Genomic DNA, 16,780 nt, shown 5'->3' on the forward strand with positions numbered 1-16,780 from the left:
AGCCGACGATGCAGTCCACTTGTGTATCGCAAGTCCCCTCTTCCGCTTTCCCAACGTCGGGCCGTTTACGCCGACGGGCGCCCGTCAGGATTCGGTCAGCGCCAGATGCAGGCGGTCGGTCAGCGGCTTCAGCAGATAGTTCATCAGCGAACGCTCGCCGGTGCGGATAAACCCTTCAACCGGCATGCCGGGTCGAATCGTTAATCCCTGCAGCTTGTCCATCCCCTCCTGCGTGACCTTAACGCGGAGCGCGTAATAGGGCTTCCCGGTTTGTTCATCGACCAGGCGGTCCGCGCCGACCATCGTGACCTCCCCCGCCACGCGCGGCGTGGTGCTTTGATCGAAGGCTGAAAATAGCAGCTCCACCGGCAGGGCCTGATGCACCTTATCGATCAGCTCGACCGGCACGCGGGCTTCGACCTCCATCGGCGAATCCTCCGGCACGATCTCCATCAGCTGCTGCCCGGCCTGAATAACGCCGCCCTCGGTAAATACCGCCATGCCGACCACCGTTCCCGCCACCGGTGCCTTAATCTGCGTATCCTGCAGATCGGCCTGCGCTTTCTCCAGCTGGTTTTTCAGCGCGGCGATCTGCACCTGGCCGTCCGCCAGCTGGGTATTCACCTCTTTACTGTACTCATCCCGACGCTGCTGCGCCTGCAGCCGCAGCTCGATCGCCTGCCGCTGCAGCCGCCCGATGCTGCCGTGGGTTTGTGAAATCTCCCCCTCCACGCTGGCAAGCTCCCCCTCCATCGACAGCAGCTGATTACGCGCCACGTAGCCCTTCGCGGCCAGCCCCCGGATGCCGGATAGCTGCTCGTTGAGCAGACGCTTTTGCTGCTGCTTGCTGCTCAGTAGAGACTGCATGCCGCTGAGCAGCGCCTGGGTACCGGCCACGCCTTCATCAATGGCCGCCAGCTCGCTGCGCAGGGCGGCGCGACGGTTGATTAACAGCTGACGCTGCAGCGCCAGCTGCTCCACCACCTCCGGTTCATCCCTGACCGCCGCCAGCTCGGGCAGCAGCACGATTTCGCTCTCACCCGTTCGTTCCGCCGCCCAGCGCGCCATTTGCAGCTGCAGGCTGCGCAGCTGGCTTTGCAGCGCGTCGCGTCGGGTTTGCGTAGTCACGGTATTCATCACCACCAGCACCTGGCCTGCCTGCACCTTCTCGCCATCGTGGACGCGCAGCTGCGCAATCACCCCGCCGCCGGGATGCTGTACCGCTTTACGGTTTCCCGTCACCACCACGCTGCCGGAAACCGGCACGCCGCGGTCGAGCGGCGCGAAGCTGGCCCAGCAGAGAAACCCGCCGAATCCGACGATCACCAGCCACAATCCCCAGCGTAAATAGGCGCGTTCGCTGAACGACCCTTCATACCAGGCCAGCTGTTCGGGCTGCGTCAGCGCTCTCATAATTTACCCTCAGCGCGTACCCGCGGCTGCACCGCGGTATAGCCCACGTTAAAACCGCCGTGCCGGCCCGCGCCGATCGGCGTCACCGCGCCGGAGGTCGGCGCGCCGGCCATGCCCGGCAGCTTTTTCAACACCTCGGCGCTCGGGCCTTCGTGCTGCATTCTGCCGGCGGCCAGCACCAGCAGACGATCGGTAATCGCCAGAATAGCCGGTTTGTGCGTCACCAGAACCACGCTTTTCCCTTTCTCTTTCAGGGTCAGAATCGCCTGCTGCAGCGCCGCTTCGCCCTCTTTATCAAGGTTGGCGTTCGGCTCGTCCAGCACCACCAGGGCCGGTAAACCATAGAGCGCGCGGGCGAGCGCCACCCGCTGACGCTGACCGCCCGACAGACCGCTGCCGCCTTCGCCCAGCACCGTGTCATAGCCCTGCGGCAGGCGTAAAATCAGCGCGTGGATACCGGCCATCTGCGCGGCCAGCACCACGCTATCGGCATCCACCTCGCCAAAACGGGCGATGTTTTCCGCCAGCGTTCCGGCAAACAGCTGGATATCCTGCGGCAGATAGCCGATATGCGGACCCAGCGCCGTTTTATCCCACTGATGGATTTCAGCATCGTCCAGCCGCACGCTGCCGGATAGCGGTTTCTGCACGCCGACCAGCTGCTTCATCAGCTGCGTTTTACCCGAACCGGATGCGCCAATCACCCCCAGAACGGTGCCGGCAGCCAGCGAAAACTGCAGCTGCATCAATATCGGCTGACGGCCTCCCGGCGCCGTAATCGTCAGCTGCTCAACGCGTAAATGTCCCTGCGGCGCGGGCAGCGGTAAACGCTCGGGCTGCGGCGGATTCGCGGCCAGCAGCACCTGCAGCCGCTGCCAGGCTTCGCGGGCCGCCAGCCACTGCTTCCAGCTGCCGATCAGCTGATCGATAGGCCCCAGCACGCGGCCAATCAGGATCGAGCCGGCGATCATCATGCCGGAGGTGATATCGCCGTTGACCGCCAGCAGCGCGCCGCAGCCGAGCATCAGCGACTGCAGAGCCAGCCGCAGCGTACGCGTCAGGGAGGTGATCAGCGCCATTCTCTCGCTACCGCGGCTTTGCAAATGTAAAAACTCTGCGTGCTGGCAGCGCCAGCGCTGACGCAGGGTTTGCAGCATCCCCATCGCTTCTATCGCTTCGGCCTGCCGCAGCTGGCCGTTGGCCCGCTGGCTGGCGTGGAGCGCTACCTTTCCCGCCCGCTCCAGCAGCGGCTGGCTTAAGCGCAGATTGAGCCAGGCCAGCGCCAACAGCAGCGCCGCGCCGAGGGTCGCCAGAACGCCAAGCCACGGATGCAGCAGATAAACCACCAGCAGATAGAGGGGAAACCAGGGGGCGTCAAAAAAGGCGAACAGCGCGCTGCCGGTCGCGAACTGCCGTAAACTGGTGAGATCGTTTAACGCCTGGCCTGCCAGAACATTACCCGTTTTCAGGTTGGTGCCAAACGCGGCGTCAAAAACCCGCGCGTTGAGACGCATATCCAGCTGCGCGCCGAGGCGGATGACCAGCCCGCTGCGCACCCATTCCATCAGGCCAAGAAACAGCAGCAGCCCGACGATCATCAAGGTCAGCATCGTCAGCGTCATAAGGTTGCCGGACGGCAGAACGCGATCGTAGACCTGCAGCATATACAGCGCCGGGGAAAGCATCAGAATATTGATCGCGGCGGTGAACAGCGCCACGCACCAGAAGCCACGCCGGCAGGTCGCTAACGCCGCCAGGATCTCCTGCCGTCCCGCCTGAGGCACCTGAGTTTCGCTCATTCTTTCTCCTGCCTGAACCGTTTCCCCGCCGCAGCGGGGAAACGGTAGGGTTATGCCGCCAGCAGGTCCGTATGGTCTGCGGTTGCCGATGAGCCCACGACCGCCGCGATCTGATCGAAGGTCGAATCGATGCTCAGGTTGTACTGGTCGAGGATGCCGTTCAGCGCGGTTTCCAGCGCGCTGGTATCGCCGGACATCAGGCCATAAACCACCTCATGCACGATGCCGTCATGACCTTCGGACTGCGCGCTGCTCAGGCCCAGTCCGCTGAAGCTAACGTCCAGCGCCTGGATGTTGTACGGCGAAGAGCTGCCGCCCTGCAGGCCGTCGCCGAACGACAGGCCGTCAAGGGAGCCGTACAGCGTGTGCGCCGGGTCGGCAAACAGGGTATAGGTTAAGTTTCCTTCCGCCACGAATGAGGTGATGTTATTCGCGGTACTGGTGATAGCGTACTGGCTTCCTGACAGCGCACCGCCGTAGAAGCCGCCGGAGTTGCTATCGTCCACGTTACCGTTGGTATGGTTAACGTCACCAAACGTGGCTGACCATTCAGCCAGATAATCATGAATGCTATAGCTGCCTACAGAGCTGTCGTAATCCACTGAAAATGCCATATTGGTCTCCTGATATTACAGATATCGCGGCCTTTTTACGTGCAGAGCACGCCCGAACTGCGCCGCGTCATACGGGGGTTAAAAGCGGTATTCGATGCCACCCTGCACGGTGCGGCCGCGGCCTAAGGTATTGCCCAGGGTTTCGCCGTAGCTGACCACGTAGGCGCGGTTGGAGACGTTCTCCACGGAGCCGCGCAGCGTCAGGTTGTCAGTCACGCGGTAGCTGGCGTAAAGGTCAAACAGGGTGTAGCGCGGCCAGTCGGCCAGATAGGGATAGTTGGTCGGCACGCTGTGATCCTGATAGCCCGGCGCAAAACGCACCGTGACGCCGGCGTCGAGCTTGCGGTCAAAGGCGCGTCCGCCGAGGGTAAACGAGCCGCGATCGCCGGGGAGGAACGCGGCGGAGCTGAACTGGCTGCCGCCGTCGCAGGTCACGAAGTTGTTCGCCTCATCATTATCTTCCCAGTACCAGTTATTGGCGCTGCCGGCGCCCTGCTGCTTCCCGCCCAGCCACGCTTTCCGCGAGCAAAACTCGTTTTTACCGATCATGTGCGTGTAGGTGAAATCGGTATAAACAAAGCCCGCATCGTAATTCAGCTGATACTCGATCCCGCGGAAACGGGTGCTGTTGAGGTTATTGACGTACGCGGTGTTGCCCAGCCCCGGCTGCGTGATGCCCGGCTTTTCGCGGTTAATCGCCATGCTGATATAGTTCGACACCTTGGTATCGAAGTAGGCCACTTTGACCGCCAGGCGATCCTCCTCCTGCAGCAGACCGCCTTTCAGCAGGTTCACCCCCACTTCCCAGGCGCGGGAGCGTTCCGCCTGCAGGAACGGGTTGGGGTACTGCGTGGAGTCGCCGTGGGCGCTGCCGCTGGTCAGGGTTTCAGTGATGGCCGGCGGACGCCAGGAGCGGCCGTAGGTGGTATACAGCTCCAGCCAGTCGACGCCCGGCTTCACCGCCAGCGCCAGCGTCGGCGAGACGCGCGACTCTTCGCGATCCACCAGCCATTCATGGTAAGAGCTGGAAATGAGGCAGCCGCTCAGACGACGCGAGGTGCAGGGATTATCAATGGTGTAGGTCGCTTCGGGGTAGTTCATGCCGGTGGTGCCGCGCAGACGATAGCGGTCATAGCGCAGCCCGCCTTCGACGGTGAGCCAGTCGTCGTACTCGTAGGTCAGCGTGGAGAACAGGCTGAATATCGACCGATTTCCGCCGGGCGTCACGCCCTCCATATCCTCAGACGTTGAGCGGCTGGTGGCTTTGTCATAGTAAAACTCGGCGCCGTAGTTCGCCTTCAGCGTATGCTCCGCGGCCAGCGAGAAGTGCGAGGTGTTTTGCAGCTGGGCGCCGTAGGTGCGCAGGCGGGTTTGCGTCCAGTAATCGTCCGTCGTCCCGCTGCCGTAAGTATCGCTGTTCGAGTCGGTATCGACGTAGTAGAGCTTGGCGTGCAGATCGAGCCAGTCGCGATCGTAGGGCGCGAGGCTGTAGTCGAGGGCGACGTTGCGCGCCATCACCACGTCGTAGCCGCTCTGCTTCCAGCCCAGCGTCCGGTCATCGCCTTCACCGACGGCGGTCAGGGTGCTGGCCGTCGGCGAGCTCACCTGGGTTTGCAGATAGCTCAGCTGCAGACGCTGGTTAGCGGGCAGATTCCAGCCCACCTTCGCCATACGCGACAGCATCTTGTAGCGGCTATCGGTAATCTGATTGTTTTTTAAGGCGCTGGCATAGCGATCGTAGTTGCCGGTGTCGTTGTTGACGCGAATGTCGCCGATATCGCCTTTATTACCCGGCCAGTAATCGCTCAGGTGGCGCTCGCTGGCGGCCAGCAGAATATCCCCCGTCTCATTGCCCCACGCCAGCGCGCCGCTGCCGATAAAGCGGGTGCCGTTATCGCCGGTGCTGGCGTGCAGCTTGCCGCCCAGCTCTTTGCCGTCATAGATAAAATCGCTGGCATTCAGGGTGTTAAAGGTGGCGATGCCGCCCAGCGTGCCGGCGCTGCCCATGCCGCCGGTGGTGCCTTTTTCGACGGTGACCCCGCTCAGCAGCTCCGGATCGATATACATGGTGCCATTACGCTGACCGTGGCCGCTTTTCTGGAAATTCTGCCGCATCCCGTCGATGTTCATGTTGACCCGGCCATAGTCCTGCATCCCGCGAATATTCACCGACAGGGCCGGATCCTGCTGGCTCACGCTGGAGTAAACGCCGGCGGTCTGTTCGAGGATATCCGCCGCGTGCCGAGCCGGCCGGTCGTCCATCTTCTTGCGGTCGATCACGCTGACGGAGCGAGGCTGTTCGTAGACCCAGTCATCCGCGGAATAATTTAAGGTGGCGGTAACGGTCAAGGTATCGTCATTCACCGGCCCGCCGATGCGGGTTTCATCGGCGCGCTTCGTGCGGAGAATAATCTGCCCGTCGGCGGTAAATTCCGGCGCCACGGCGTTGTTGCCAATCAGCTGACGTAGCGCGGCGGCGATCGGCATCGTGCCGTTCAGCGACTGCGACTTCATCCCCTGCACCGTGCGGTCTTCAAAAAAGATCTGCACGCCGGACTGCTCGCCAAATCGTAGCAGCGCGCTTTGCAGGGATTGCGGGGGAATAGCGAAAGTTTTGCTCTGTTTTACCGCTTCCGTTGCCGCCGACGCGGCCTGGCTTAGCGCAGGCGCGGTCAGCGCTAACGTCAGCGATATGGCAAAAGCAAGGCGACGACGGCTTTTGCAAAATTGGGGCTGTAATGGGTGCATGTGTGTACTCGATTATCGTTGATAATGGTAATCAATCTCATTCAACAATAAAGACGAACGACGTACACAAACCCGTAAAAATTTTTTAGAAAAAGTAAAAATATAAAAATGGGGCCACAAAAACCCCCGCAGGACCTAGTACAGGAGCGTCATTCCCGGCAGCGTCACCTGCTTCGCCCCCAGCGTCTGGCGCAGGGTTTCAACGGCGCGTTCAGGCTGCTTGAGCGCGAAAGCGCCGCTGACGGTCCGCTTTCTCAACGTCGGGTTGACGACGATAACCGTTTGGTTCTGGTAGCGATTTATCTGCGCCACCGCCTCGCTTACCGGCTGCTTGTCGATAATCAGCCAGCCGCGCCGCCAGGCGAACTGCGCCGGCGAAACCGGCCGCCGCGTCAGGCTATTATCGGCATAGCGCGCGCCCTGCCGTTCAGCCAGCACCAGCGATTGCCCTTTATAGCTGACCCGCACGCTGTGCTCATGCACCGCCACGTCCGCTCCGCTGCCGTCAATATCGACGCTGAACTGCGTCCCTAATGCCTGCGTAATGCCGCCGTTCGCCTCTACGCGAAAGGGGCGCATCTCGCTGGCGCCGACCGGGGCCACGGTAAACCAGGCGTGTCCGGAGAGGAGCGTAACGCGCCGCTCCTTTGCATTGAAATGCAGCTCGATGGCGCTGCGGCTATCGAGATCGACCCGGCTGCCGTCCGGCAGCGTCACCTGGCGAATTTCGCCGGCGGCGGTGTAATAATCGGCCTGCCAGCGCAGCCAGGCGTCGGGAAGCATCAACAGTACCGGCAGGGACGCCAGCACGACGACGGCGGCCGTCGCCCAGTGGCGCCAGCGGGGACGAGCGATCGCCGCCGGCGGAACGGGCAAAGGCAAAGGAACCACCGTGGGAGATAGCGTATCCGCTCCGCAGGCGGCCGGGGCCGATCGCGGCAATGTTCCGAGCATAAGCCACAGCTGCTGCGCCTGAATCAGCGCGTCGGCATGCTGCGGATCTGCATCCCGCCACGCGACCATCGCCCGCTCCTCATCATCCGTCAGCGACCGCTCGGCCATTTTCACAGCCCATAGCGCGGCCTGCTGACGTATTGCCTCACTCAACTGACTCATTTCACTGCTTCCTGACTATCCGGGTTAATCATTAAGACGTTTGAACCAGGTAAAACCCGTAAAAAAAATGCCATTATTTCTGTATTCCGCACATCAGGGTTGCCAGCGCCTGCGCCAGATGTTTTTCTACGGTGCTGAGCGATACGCCCAGCCGCGTCGCAATTTCCGCCTGCGGCAGCCCCTCAAGCCGGCTAAGACGAAAAATAGCCTGCGTCCGTTCCGGCAGATTCAGCAGCTGGCCGATAATCCTCTCAACCTGCTGCTGGTCAATCGCGCGCTGTTCAGCGCCCGGATCGTCGCTGGGAAAGTGGGCCATCTCATCATCGCTGAACGCCATGGTTTGCCGCCGCTGCTGCTGACGGTAATGATCGAACAGCAGATTCCTCGCCGTACGGAACAGATAGGATTCACTGTCCTGAATTTTTCCCTGTGGATAATGTTCGGAGAGGCGGGCAAAACTCTCCTGCATCAAATCGTCAGCCAGCTGCGCATCGTGCAGTTGGCTTTTCAGATACGCCAACAGCGGCTGGGCATGACGCTCAAACAGCACCTGCAGCTCAATATTGGACATTAACTTTTCCCTGAAGAGCCTGCATCAAAGCCACTATAAATCACATAAATGATTCTCATTTTCAATAAGCTTTTTAGCCGCATCTGCGTCGGAAGAGTTCGGAGGGAAGCTGGCGCCGGCAACCGGCCGGCGCCAGCTTTATCAATCATGGCCTATTTTCGAGGTCAGGCGGGCGGGTAAAGCGGTGAATCGAGGCTGCGCGCGGCGTTAACGGGAGCGGCGGTTCCGGACCGAGTTTATTGGCGATCCCGCCAGCATCATCCCCGCTCTCGCGAGCTTAGCGCTCGTCGGCTTCCTCCAGCGGAACGATGCGCCACTCATTCGGCTGCTGTCCGGGTGAAATCCACATCGGCACCACGTTACCAAGCCGGATGCCGTAGGGCGTACCGAGCGCATGGCGGCGCAGCACCCGAAACACGCCGGAATGGGCGATAATCAACGGGCGCTCGTACTGCGTCAGGATCGTATTTAGCGCGCCGGTCACCCGGTGGCAAAACGCTTCCCAGCTTTCCCCGCCCGGCGGCGTCTCTTCATACGGCGGCTGTTCGCTCCACGGACGCCGTTCTAACTCCCCCCAGTCCCGCTCGCGCAGATCGTCGAACACCGTATAGGGCACGTCGGGGAGCGCCAGCTCGGCCGTTTGTCGCGCGCGCAGCAGCGGGCTGACGGCGATGCCGTTCCAGCGATAGCGCCCCAGCAGCGGACGAACCTCCTGCGCCTGCAGCTCGCCCTCTTCGGTGAGCGGTACGTCCGTGCTTCCGCCGATTAATTTATCCCGGTTAAGGGCCGTTTCGCCGTGGCGAACGAAGACAAAAGGCTTACAGATTATTGGCATAGTTCCATCTCGATCGTCGGATGAGTCATGATTTGGCAGCCCAGCGCCTGCTGCCACAGAAGCGGGTTGTCAATGGCGGTAAACAGCGGCGCGAAATAGCGGCAGGAGAGCTGAGAGATCAGCGTTTGCAGACAGCTGACGGTGGGGTGCACATTCCAGCGGCAAAAATCGACGTCGCCTGCCAGCCACTGCTGGTGAGCGAGCTGATTCAGGTGGCCGGTAAACAGGGTTCGATGCTGAAAATCCTCCCGTGCCCGCAGCGCGCCCGCCATGCCGCTCATGCCGTCGGGGTCGGCGGCCAATACCAGCGGCGCGTGGGGCGAAAAGACCGGAAGCGCCGCGGCCAGCGCCCGCAGCTCTGCGGCGACGCCATGCTGCAGGCTGCCATCGTCATGCTCCGCCATCTGCGCCAGCATGCTCAGGCAGGCGGCGTCCATGGCGACGTCCGGCCGCCGCTCGCGGGCCATAAACAGCGCCAGCTCGGCGGCGCGTCCGGAAGGCGGCACCGGGCATAGGGTCGGCTGCAGCAGATGCGCGCGCAGTTTTTCCCGCTGCCGGCTTTGCGGCACATCGTATAAACCGTAGGAGGCATCCACCAGCGCCAGGCGCGCGGGAGGCGGAACATCAAAGCGGAACAGCAGGGATTCCATACTGATATCACCGCTGTAAAACAGGCCGCCCGCCACGTTCAGATGGAACCACATCCCGCCCCAGGCGTGGCCGCAGCTGCCGGTGGTCACGGTTATCTCGCCGAGGGAAAACTGACCGCGCACCGCTACCGGGTGGACGTTGCGCCCCGCAGGCAGCGCCTGGGCGGTGACGGCGCTGCAGTAGATGGGAATTTCCGCCGGCAGACGGCTCAGCCCGGCAATATGATCCACATGATCGTGGCTTAGCAGAATCGCGTCGATATCCGCCGGGACCGGCCACGGCGCCTCATCCGGCTCCAGCGCGCCGCCGGCATCCAGCAGGATGCGCTGGCGCGGCGTGCTCAGCAAAATAGCCGCCGGAGCCTTGCGGTTTAAGCCGCTAATGATTTCGATCTTCACGCCCTTCACGCCGCCTCCAGACGCCAGCCCTGGGTCAGCCGTACGCGGACGCTCTGCTGCGCCTGCAGCGGCGAGTGGTGGAAGGCGCTCAGCGACTGCCCGTCAGCGAGGCGCAAATCCACCAGATAACGCTCTCCCTGATAGATACAGTTTTCCACCTCCGCGCTCAGCCCGCTCTCCGCGAGCTGCACGTGTTCCGGGCGCACCAGCACCGGCTGCGCTGCCGCATGCTGGCCCGCGGAAAATCCCTCATGCAGCAGGGCGCAGTCCAGCTGGCGCTGCTGGCCGGGTATCGCCAGCGACAGCACCTGCCCCTTACCGATAAAGCGCGCCACCCAGGCGTTTTGCGGCTGCTGATAGAGCTCCTGCGGCGCGCCCCACTGCATTAACGCGCCCTGATGCATCACCGCGATGTGGCTGGCCAGCGCCATCGCTTCCGCCTGATCGTGCGTCACGTAGACAAAGGTGGCGCCGGTACGGCGGTGAAATTCCCGGAACGTCTGCTCCATCGTCGCGCGCAGGTGCCGATCGAGGTTCGCCAGCGGTTCATCCAGCAGCACCACCTGCGGTTCGGAGACCAGACAGCGCGCCAGCGCCACCCGCTGACGCTGGCCGCCGCTCAGCTCCTGCGGCGAACGCCCGGCATAGGCCCCGAGCTCGACCACCTCCAGCGCCTCCATCACCCGCTTCTGCCGGGCGGCGCCGTTAACTTTACGCAGCCTGAGCGGATAGCCGACGTTCTCCGCCACGGTCATGTGCGGCCACAGGGCGTAGGACTGAAACACCATCCCCATATCGCGCTGTTCCGGCGGCAAATGGACGGCAGTATCCGCCAGCAGGCGATCGCCCAGCAGCAGGCGTCCATCGCTAAGCTGCTCAAGGCCGGCAAGAATGCGCAGCGTGGTGGTTTTACCGCAGCCGCTCGGCCCCAGCAGCGCGGTGAAGGCGCCCTGCGGGATGGTCAGATTGAGATCCCGTACCACGGTCTGGTTGCCAAATACTTTACTGAGCCGCTCCAGCCTCAGTTCTGCCATGGAATCACTCCTTTGGGTAAATATCTGCCGAGCGCGCTGAGCAGCAGCATCACCACCGCCACCAGCGCCACCACCAGTACCGAAACCGCCGACGCCAGCACCTTATCTCCGCTCTCATCAAGATTGAAAATCATCACCCCCAGCGTCTCTTTCCCGGCGCTCCACAGCAGCGCCGATACCGTCAGCTCGTTGACGGCGGAGAGGAACACCAGCAGCGCGCCGGCAAACGCCGCCGGCGCCATCAGCGGCAGTACGATGTGGCGCAGGCGCTGCGAAACGTTCGCTCCGGCGAGGCTGGCGGCCTCCTCCATCGCCGGGTCCAGCTGCAGCATGCTGTTGTGTACCGGCTTCAGGCAGACGGTGAGAAAACGGGCAAGATAGGCGAAAAAGATAATCGTCAGCGTCCCGATGAGGCTGATATTCAGCAGCGGCAGCGGGCGGGCAAACAGCAGAATGCAGGCAATCGCCAGCACCACGCCGGGCAGGGTGTAGGGAATATCGATAAGGTTGTGCAGCCAGCGCAGCGGCCGGGAAGGATGGCGCACCAGCAGCCACGCCAGCGGCAGGCTGAGCAGCATCAGCACCGCCGCGGCGCTAATCGAGAGCAGCATGCTATTGCTCAGCGCCCGCCAGGTGGCGCTCTGCGCATCAACGACTCCGCGCCAGGCGGCAAAGGTCAGCGTCTCGCCGTTGAGCGGCACGCCGAGCGTCGGCACCAGCGAGGTGGCGATCAGCGCCAGCAGCGGCGCGACCAGAATAGCGAACAGCACGACGCCCAGCAGCGCCTCCGTCGCCAGCCGCCACTTACCCAGCGAGAACCCCAGCGCGCGCCCCGCCATCCCAATCAGCGGCAGCGCGTAGCGGCGCTGCATATGGCCCTGGACGATAACAATCCCGATCGCCAGCACGCCCATCAGCACCGACAGCGCCGCCACCTCATTAAGCATCGACGGGCCGAAGCTGGAGAGCGTCTGGTAGATATAGACCGGCAGCACAAACAAAGAGATCGGGATCCCCAGCATCGCCGGAATACCGAAGTTGCCGAGCGCGGAAACAAAAGCAATCGCCGCCCCGCCCCATAACGCCGTGCGGCACAGCGGCAGCATGATATCGAAAAAGACCCGCCACAGCGAGGCGCCGTTGAGCCTGGCCGCTTCGATATGCTCCTTCGGCAGGCACTGCAGCTGCGTGCGCAGGGCCAGAAACACCAGCGGCGCATGCTGAATGCCGAGCAGCAGGGCGATGCCCTCGGCGGAGTAGAGCGGATTAGCGCTGCCAAATCCCGGCGCCAGGCCGATGCTGTTGAGCAGAATGCTGCTCGGCCCGAAGAGCTGCAGCCAGCTCAGGGCGGTGACCTGCGGCGGGATCATCATCGGCAGCATAAACAGGAACACCCACACCGGCTTAAAGCGGATATTGGTCAACGCCAGGCAAAAGGCGAACAGGCTGCCAAGCAGCAGCGAGATCAGCGTTCCCAGCCCGCTGGTATACAGGCTGTTATACAGCGCGGTCCAGGTGGCGGGATTGCTCAGCACGCGCCACAGGCTGCTGTCGCTGCCCTGCCGCCAGTCGATCAGCGCCGCGATAAGCAGGCGCAGGCTGGGCAGCAGGCTGACCAGCGCCACGAGGCTTAATAATAGCCACAGCAGCCCCTTCAGCGAGCTGCCGCCGGCGTTTTGCCGCAGAGTCATATCGCTCATCAATTAACGGCTGCCGAACAGGTCGGCAAAGCGCTTTTTGTTAGCCTCGGTATCGGCCAGCGCTTTGGCGGCGTCGAACGGCATCAGCTTAATGCTGTCGCGCGGCGGGAAGCCCTCAGGTACCGGCAGCGAAGCATCGGCCGGCAGGTAGCCCTGCTGCAGCACCAGCTTCTGCCCCTCGGTCGAGAGTAAGAAATCGATAAACGCCTTTGCGCCCTGCGGGTTTTTCGCACTCTTCAGCATCGCTACCGGCTCGGTCACGATGCTGACGCCCTCTTTCGGGAAGGTAAACCCGATGGGCGCGCCCTTGGCCTTTTCGCGAATGGCCATGTAATCCACCAGCACGCCGTAAGCCTTGCTGCCGGAAGCGATGGCGTTCATCACCGCGCCGTTGCCGCTTTGCGGCATCGCGCCGTTCGCTTTTAGCTTCTCGTAGTATTGCCAGCCGAGATCGGGAGCGTTCATCAGCGTGGCCTGATGGATTTGCGCCGCGCCGGAGTAAAGCGGGCTGGGCAGCGTGGTCATGTTCTTCAGCTCCGGCTTCAGGAGATCCAGCCAGGAGGTCGGTTTAACCGGCGCTTTAGTATTCCAGGCGATGCCGGTGGTGATCAGCTTGGTGCCGTAGTAGTAGCCGTCTTTATCATACAGCTGCGCGTCAAAGCGGCCAGCCTGCGGCGAGCGATAGCCGGCCAGTAAATTCTGCTGCTTCAGGGCTTCCATAGTGACGCTATCGGCGATCAGCAGCACGTCCGGCGCGGCGGCGCCGGCGGCGAGCTCGGCCTGCAGGCGAGCGGTCAGCTTGGTGGTTCCGTCACGGATCCATTTCACCTCAATGTCAGGATGCGCTTTTTCAAAGGCGCTGACGGTGGTCTGCGCATCTTCGTTGGGCTGGCTGGTGTAGAGCGTCAGCGTCGATTTGGCAAAAGCCGATGCGCTCATGATGGTCAGCAGTATCGCCGCCAGCGCGTTTTTGTTATTCATCATTCCGTCCCCGTGTTTTCGTTGCGACGATTAAAACAAGGGAATCTGACAAAAATATGACCACTTTCTTTCGTAGTCATAGTTTCATATTGCCGCGCTAGCATGGCCGAAAATAGCGTGGCAGGAAGGGAATATGACACCGGAAACCCGTCGCAGCGCCATTGTCGCCCTGGCGACAGAACGCGGCGAAATCAGCATTGAAGCGCTCTCCAGACACTTTGGCGTATCGCTGCAGACCATACGCAGCGATCTGCGTGACTTAACGGCGCAGGGGCTGCTGCTGCGCCGCCACGGCCTGGTCGCGCCTTTCGCGCGCGAAAACATCGCTTATCAGCAGCGGGAGATCGTCAATATCAACGGCAAACGCTGGATTGGCGAGCAGGTTGCGCGGCTGCTCTGCGGGGCGCAAAGCTGCTTCCTCGGCACCGGCACCACGGTGGAGATGGTGGCGCACGCCCTGCCGAAGAGCGTTTCTCTCGCCGTCTTCACCAATAACCTGCACGCGGCACAGCCGCTCAGCCAGCTTCCCGACTGCGCGCTGACGATAGCCGGAGGACGTATCCGCAAGCGCGATCTGGATATTATCGGCGGCGACGCCCTGGCGTTCTTTAGCCGCTACCGGGTTGATATTGGCGTGGTGTCCGTCGGCGGCATCGACGAAGCCGGCGAGCTGTACGATTTTAACGATGATGAAGTGGTGGCGCGGCGGGCGTTAACCGCCGGCGCGGACGTCACGGTGCTGGCGATCGACAGCACCAAGTTTGGCCGCACGGCGCTGTGCCGCAACGGCCACGTCGGCGATTTTGACTATGTCGTCAGCGAGCGTCCCCCGACGGCGCAGCAGCGTACGGGGCTGGCCCAGCGCCGGACGCAGTGGCTGTGCCGCGACGCCGCCGCTGCCCTGACGCCGTACGGCGAGTAGGCGTCTACTCCAGATGTTTACGCTTAAACTGGCCGGCGTCGATGTCATACTGCTTCATCTTGCGCCACAGCGTGGTACGCCCGATATTCAGCAGCTGCGACATCTCCTGGACCCGGCCGCTGGTCACGCGGGCGGCGTGGATAATCGCCTCTTTTTCAATGGCGCTAAACGTCAGGCTGGCAGGGAGCAGCGAAGAGGAGGTGTCGGTGCCGGTACGTTCGGTAAACAGGTACTCCGGCAGGTTGCTCAGGCGAACGTGCCCGTTGTCGCTGCTGATCGCGACGTTTTCAATAATGCTGTTCAGTTCAAAATCATTTCCCGGCCAGGAGTAGTTCACCAGCTGCGCCAGGGCGTCATCGTCCACCTTCAGGCGCGACGAGAAGCGCTTTTCCAGGCTCCGCAGACGGTTATGCACCAGCGAGGTGATGCTGTTGCGCCGCGCCCGCAGCGGGGGAATCACGATCTCAAACGAGTGCAGCGCGTAGTACAGCTGGCGGCTAAAGCGGTTCTGCTCCACCAGGTTGGCGAGGTCGACGGTGGTCGTCGCGATCACCTTCACGTCCACCGGGATCAGGCGCCGGGCGTCGAGGCGGGTTAATACGCCCTGCTTAATGACCTGCAGCAGCGCCGACTGCAGCTCCGGCGCCAGGTACTCGATTTTTTCCAGAAACAGGGTGCCGCCGTTGGCCAGCTCCAGCCGGCTCAGGCGGCCGTTTTCGTCGTCGGTCGGCGCGCTGCCCATAAAATCCTGCCCGAGCGCGCCGTCGGCGTACAGCTGGCAGTTTACCGCAATATAGGGGCCGCCCGCCCGCTCGCTTTCATTATGGATGGCCTGGCTGAGCAGCTCTTTGCCGACGCCCTCTTCCCCGCACAGCAGCACAGGAAAAGCGCCTCTCGCCGCCTGGCGACCAAAATGAATCAGGCGCCGGGTTTCCGGATCGTCCGCCGACATCTGCTCAAAGGTGTGGCTCACCTTGCCCAGCTGGCTGGTCATCAGCTGGCGCATCTGTTCCACCGGGTGCAGCAGCAGAATAAAGCTGTTGCCCTGCTCTTCGACAATCGGCTTCAGCGTAATCACGGCATCGACAAACTGGTGCTGGCTTTCGAAGGTGACTTCCACATGATTCAGCCCGCGCGCGTGCTTAATCGCCCTGCGCAGCAGCGCCGGCAGCGTCACCAGCTCGTTAATATTGCGTCCCTGGCTGGCCTGCACATCGAGATGCAGCAGCGTCGCGGCCCGCGCGTTGAGAAACTGCAGAATCCCCTGCTCGTTCCACGCCATCACCCCGTCATCCATGCTTTCCAGCAGGCCGTACATCTGATTAAGGTGCCGATTGGACTCGGCCAGCAGGCTGTCGGTCAGCAGAGAGTTCCCCACCTCGCGGGCAATCGCGAGGGTCAGCGATAAATCCGACGTCGCCTGCTGTTCCGTCAGGCAGCACAGCGAGATCGATCCAAACAGCCGGCCGTGGTTATCAAACACCGGCGTCGAGCTGAACGACCACGGCCGCAGCGCCTGCTTAAAGTGGCTGTCGCCGGCGGTTTTCACCGGCTGTCCGAGCATCGAGGCCAAAGAGAGCGCGCAGCTGCCGATAATGCTTTCCGCGCAGTAGCTGCCGTCACGAAAGCCCAGCTCAGCAAGCTGGTCAAGGGTTTGCGGATCGCCGCAGCGGCTGAGAATACAGGAGGACTCATCGAGGATAAACAGCCCGCAGGGGCGGTTATCCATAAACTCCCAGGCATCCTCCAGCGCGGCCTGGCCAATCGTCAGCAGCGCGGTCTTGCGCCGACAGATGGATTCAAACGTCAGCCCCTGCGCCTGGTGCGGCGCCTGCCAGGTTTCCCGCTGCATAAACTTGCTGCAACGATGCCATGACTGGGTTATCACCGAAGAAAAGCTCTGAGTCTGCGCAGTCATATCCATTTCCGCTGTGTTAAAAACGACAACCCCTCCGGCAGAAGCTGCCGAAGGGGAGAAGAGGTCTCTTTACTCTCCAG

Annotated in this window: 13 protein-coding genes; 1 reads left to right on the forward strand and 12 read right to left on the reverse strand. The window is 62.3% G+C overall.

What is annotated here, in order from left to right; all coding sequences use genetic code 11:
* Positions 1-84 precede the first annotated feature (84 nt).
* The 11 genes from NWP14_RS19055 to NWP14_RS19105 form a co-directional block, all read right to left on the reverse strand.
* Positions 85-1,413, reverse strand: a complete 1,329-nt coding sequence (locus tag NWP14_RS19055) for an HlyD family type I secretion periplasmic adaptor subunit (RefSeq protein ID WP_375215822.1) — start codon at positions 1,411-1,413, stop codon at positions 85-87.
* Positions 1,410-3,212, reverse strand: coding sequence for a type I secretion system permease/ATPase (locus NWP14_RS19060; protein WP_095099648.1), 1,803 nt, complete (start codon positions 3,210-3,212; stop codon positions 1,410-1,412). Before NWP14_RS19060 ends, NWP14_RS19055 begins: the two co-directional genes overlap by 4 nt.
* A gap of 50 nt (positions 3,213-3,262) precedes the next feature.
* Positions 3,263-3,826: a heme acquisition protein HasA gene (locus NWP14_RS19065; RefSeq protein WP_159237080.1), complete on the reverse strand. Its 564-nt coding sequence runs from the start codon at positions 3,824-3,826 to the stop codon at positions 3,263-3,265.
* Between the two features lie 78 nt (positions 3,827-3,904).
* Positions 3,905-6,574, reverse strand: coding sequence for a TonB-dependent receptor (locus tag NWP14_RS19070; protein WP_241782845.1), 2,670 nt, complete (start codon positions 6,572-6,574; stop codon positions 3,905-3,907).
* Positions 6,575-6,709: 135 nt separating this feature from the next.
* The gene (locus NWP14_RS19075) at positions 6,710-7,690 is read right to left on the reverse strand and encodes a FecR domain-containing protein (RefSeq protein WP_331834922.1); all 981 of its coding nucleotides are present in this window, start codon (positions 7,688-7,690) and stop codon (positions 6,710-6,712) included.
* Between the two features lie 73 nt (positions 7,691-7,763).
* Entirely contained in the window at positions 7,764-8,261 is a 498-nt protein-coding gene (locus tag NWP14_RS19080; RefSeq protein ID WP_331834923.1) for an RNA polymerase sigma factor, read from the reverse strand.
* Positions 8,262-8,538: 277 nt separating this feature from the next.
* Positions 8,539-9,096: a histidine phosphatase family protein gene (locus tag NWP14_RS19085; protein ID WP_095099658.1), complete on the reverse strand. Its 558-nt coding sequence runs from the start codon at positions 9,094-9,096 to the stop codon at positions 8,539-8,541.
* On the reverse strand, positions 9,087-10,154 hold the full coding sequence (locus NWP14_RS19090) for an MBL fold metallo-hydrolase (RefSeq protein WP_375215823.1): 1,068 nt from the start codon (positions 10,152-10,154) through the stop codon (positions 9,087-9,089). The genes NWP14_RS19085 and NWP14_RS19090 overlap by 10 nt, the downstream gene beginning before the upstream one ends.
* Positions 10,151-11,179, reverse strand: coding sequence for an ABC transporter ATP-binding protein (locus NWP14_RS19095; RefSeq protein WP_095099663.1), 1,029 nt, complete (start codon positions 11,177-11,179; stop codon positions 10,151-10,153). Before NWP14_RS19095 ends, NWP14_RS19090 begins: the two co-directional genes overlap by 4 nt.
* Positions 11,167-12,879, reverse strand: a complete 1,713-nt coding sequence (locus NWP14_RS19100; RefSeq protein ID WP_375215824.1) for an ABC transporter permease — start codon at positions 12,877-12,879, stop codon at positions 11,167-11,169. The genes NWP14_RS19095 and NWP14_RS19100 overlap by 13 nt, the downstream gene beginning before the upstream one ends.
* Positions 12,880-12,882: 3 nt before the next feature.
* Entirely contained in the window at positions 12,883-13,863 is a 981-nt protein-coding gene (locus NWP14_RS19105; RefSeq protein WP_375215825.1) for an ABC transporter substrate-binding protein, read from the reverse strand.
* A gap of 130 nt (positions 13,864-13,993) precedes the next feature.
* Here NWP14_RS19105 and NWP14_RS19110 point away from each other — a divergent pair, with 130 nt between their 5' ends.
* Complete coding sequence (locus NWP14_RS19110; protein WP_375215826.1) at positions 13,994-14,782, forward strand: DeoR/GlpR family DNA-binding transcription regulator; 789 nt, start codon at positions 13,994-13,996, stop codon at positions 14,780-14,782.
* 4 nt (positions 14,783-14,786) lie between these two features.
* Here the strand turns inward: NWP14_RS19110 and dhaR are convergent, their stop codons facing one another.
* Positions 14,787-16,700, reverse strand: coding sequence for a dihydroxyacetone kinase operon transcriptional regulator DhaR (gene dhaR, locus NWP14_RS19115; RefSeq protein WP_375215827.1), 1,914 nt, complete (start codon positions 16,698-16,700; stop codon positions 14,787-14,789).
* Positions 16,701-16,780: the final 80 nt, after the last annotated feature.

This window comes from Klebsiella sp. C349492 (genome assembly GCF_042055345.1).
GTDB lineage: Bacteria > Pseudomonadota > Gammaproteobacteria > Enterobacterales > Enterobacteriaceae > Klebsiella > Klebsiella scottii.

Bases quoted from the DNA above. Each gene is read 5' to 3' on its own strand.
- NWP14_RS19055 (WP_375215822.1), bottom strand. From the start codon at position 1,413: ATGAGAGCGCTGACGCAGCCCGAACAGCTGGCCTGGTATGAAGGGTCG.
- NWP14_RS19060 (WP_095099648.1), bottom strand. From the start codon at position 3,212: ATGAGCGAAACTCAGGTGCCTCAGGCGGGACGGCAGGAGATCCTGGCG.
- NWP14_RS19065 (WP_159237080.1), bottom strand. From the start codon at position 3,826: ATGGCATTTTCAGTGGATTACGACAGCTCTGTAGGCAGCTATAGCATT.
- NWP14_RS19070 (WP_241782845.1), bottom strand. From the start codon at position 6,574: ATGCACCCATTACAGCCCCAATTTTGCAAAAGCCGTCGTCGCCTTGCT.
- NWP14_RS19075 (WP_331834922.1), bottom strand. From the start codon at position 7,690: ATGAGTCAGTTGAGTGAGGCAATACGTCAGCAGGCCGCGCTATGGGCT.
- NWP14_RS19080 (WP_331834923.1), bottom strand. From the start codon at position 8,261: ATGTCCAATATTGAGCTGCAGGTGCTGTTTGAGCGTCATGCCCAGCCG.
- NWP14_RS19085 (WP_095099658.1), bottom strand. From the start codon at position 9,096: ATGCCAATAATCTGTAAGCCTTTTGTCTTCGTTCGCCACGGCGAAACG.
- NWP14_RS19095 (WP_095099663.1), bottom strand. From the start codon at position 11,179: ATGGCAGAACTGAGGCTGGAGCGGCTCAGTAAAGTATTTGGCAACCAG.
- NWP14_RS19100 (WP_375215824.1), bottom strand. From the start codon at position 12,879: ATGAGCGATATGACTCTGCGGCAAAACGCCGGCGGCAGCTCGCTGAAG.
- NWP14_RS19105 (WP_375215825.1), bottom strand. From the start codon at position 13,863: ATGATGAATAACAAAAACGCGCTGGCGGCGATACTGCTGACCATCATG.
- NWP14_RS19110 (WP_375215826.1), top strand. From the start codon at position 13,994: ATGACACCGGAAACCCGTCGCAGCGCCATTGTCGCCCTGGCGACAGAA.
- dhaR (WP_375215827.1), bottom strand. From the start codon at position 16,700: ATGACTGCGCAGACTCAGAGCTTTTCTTCGGTGATAACCCAGTCATGG.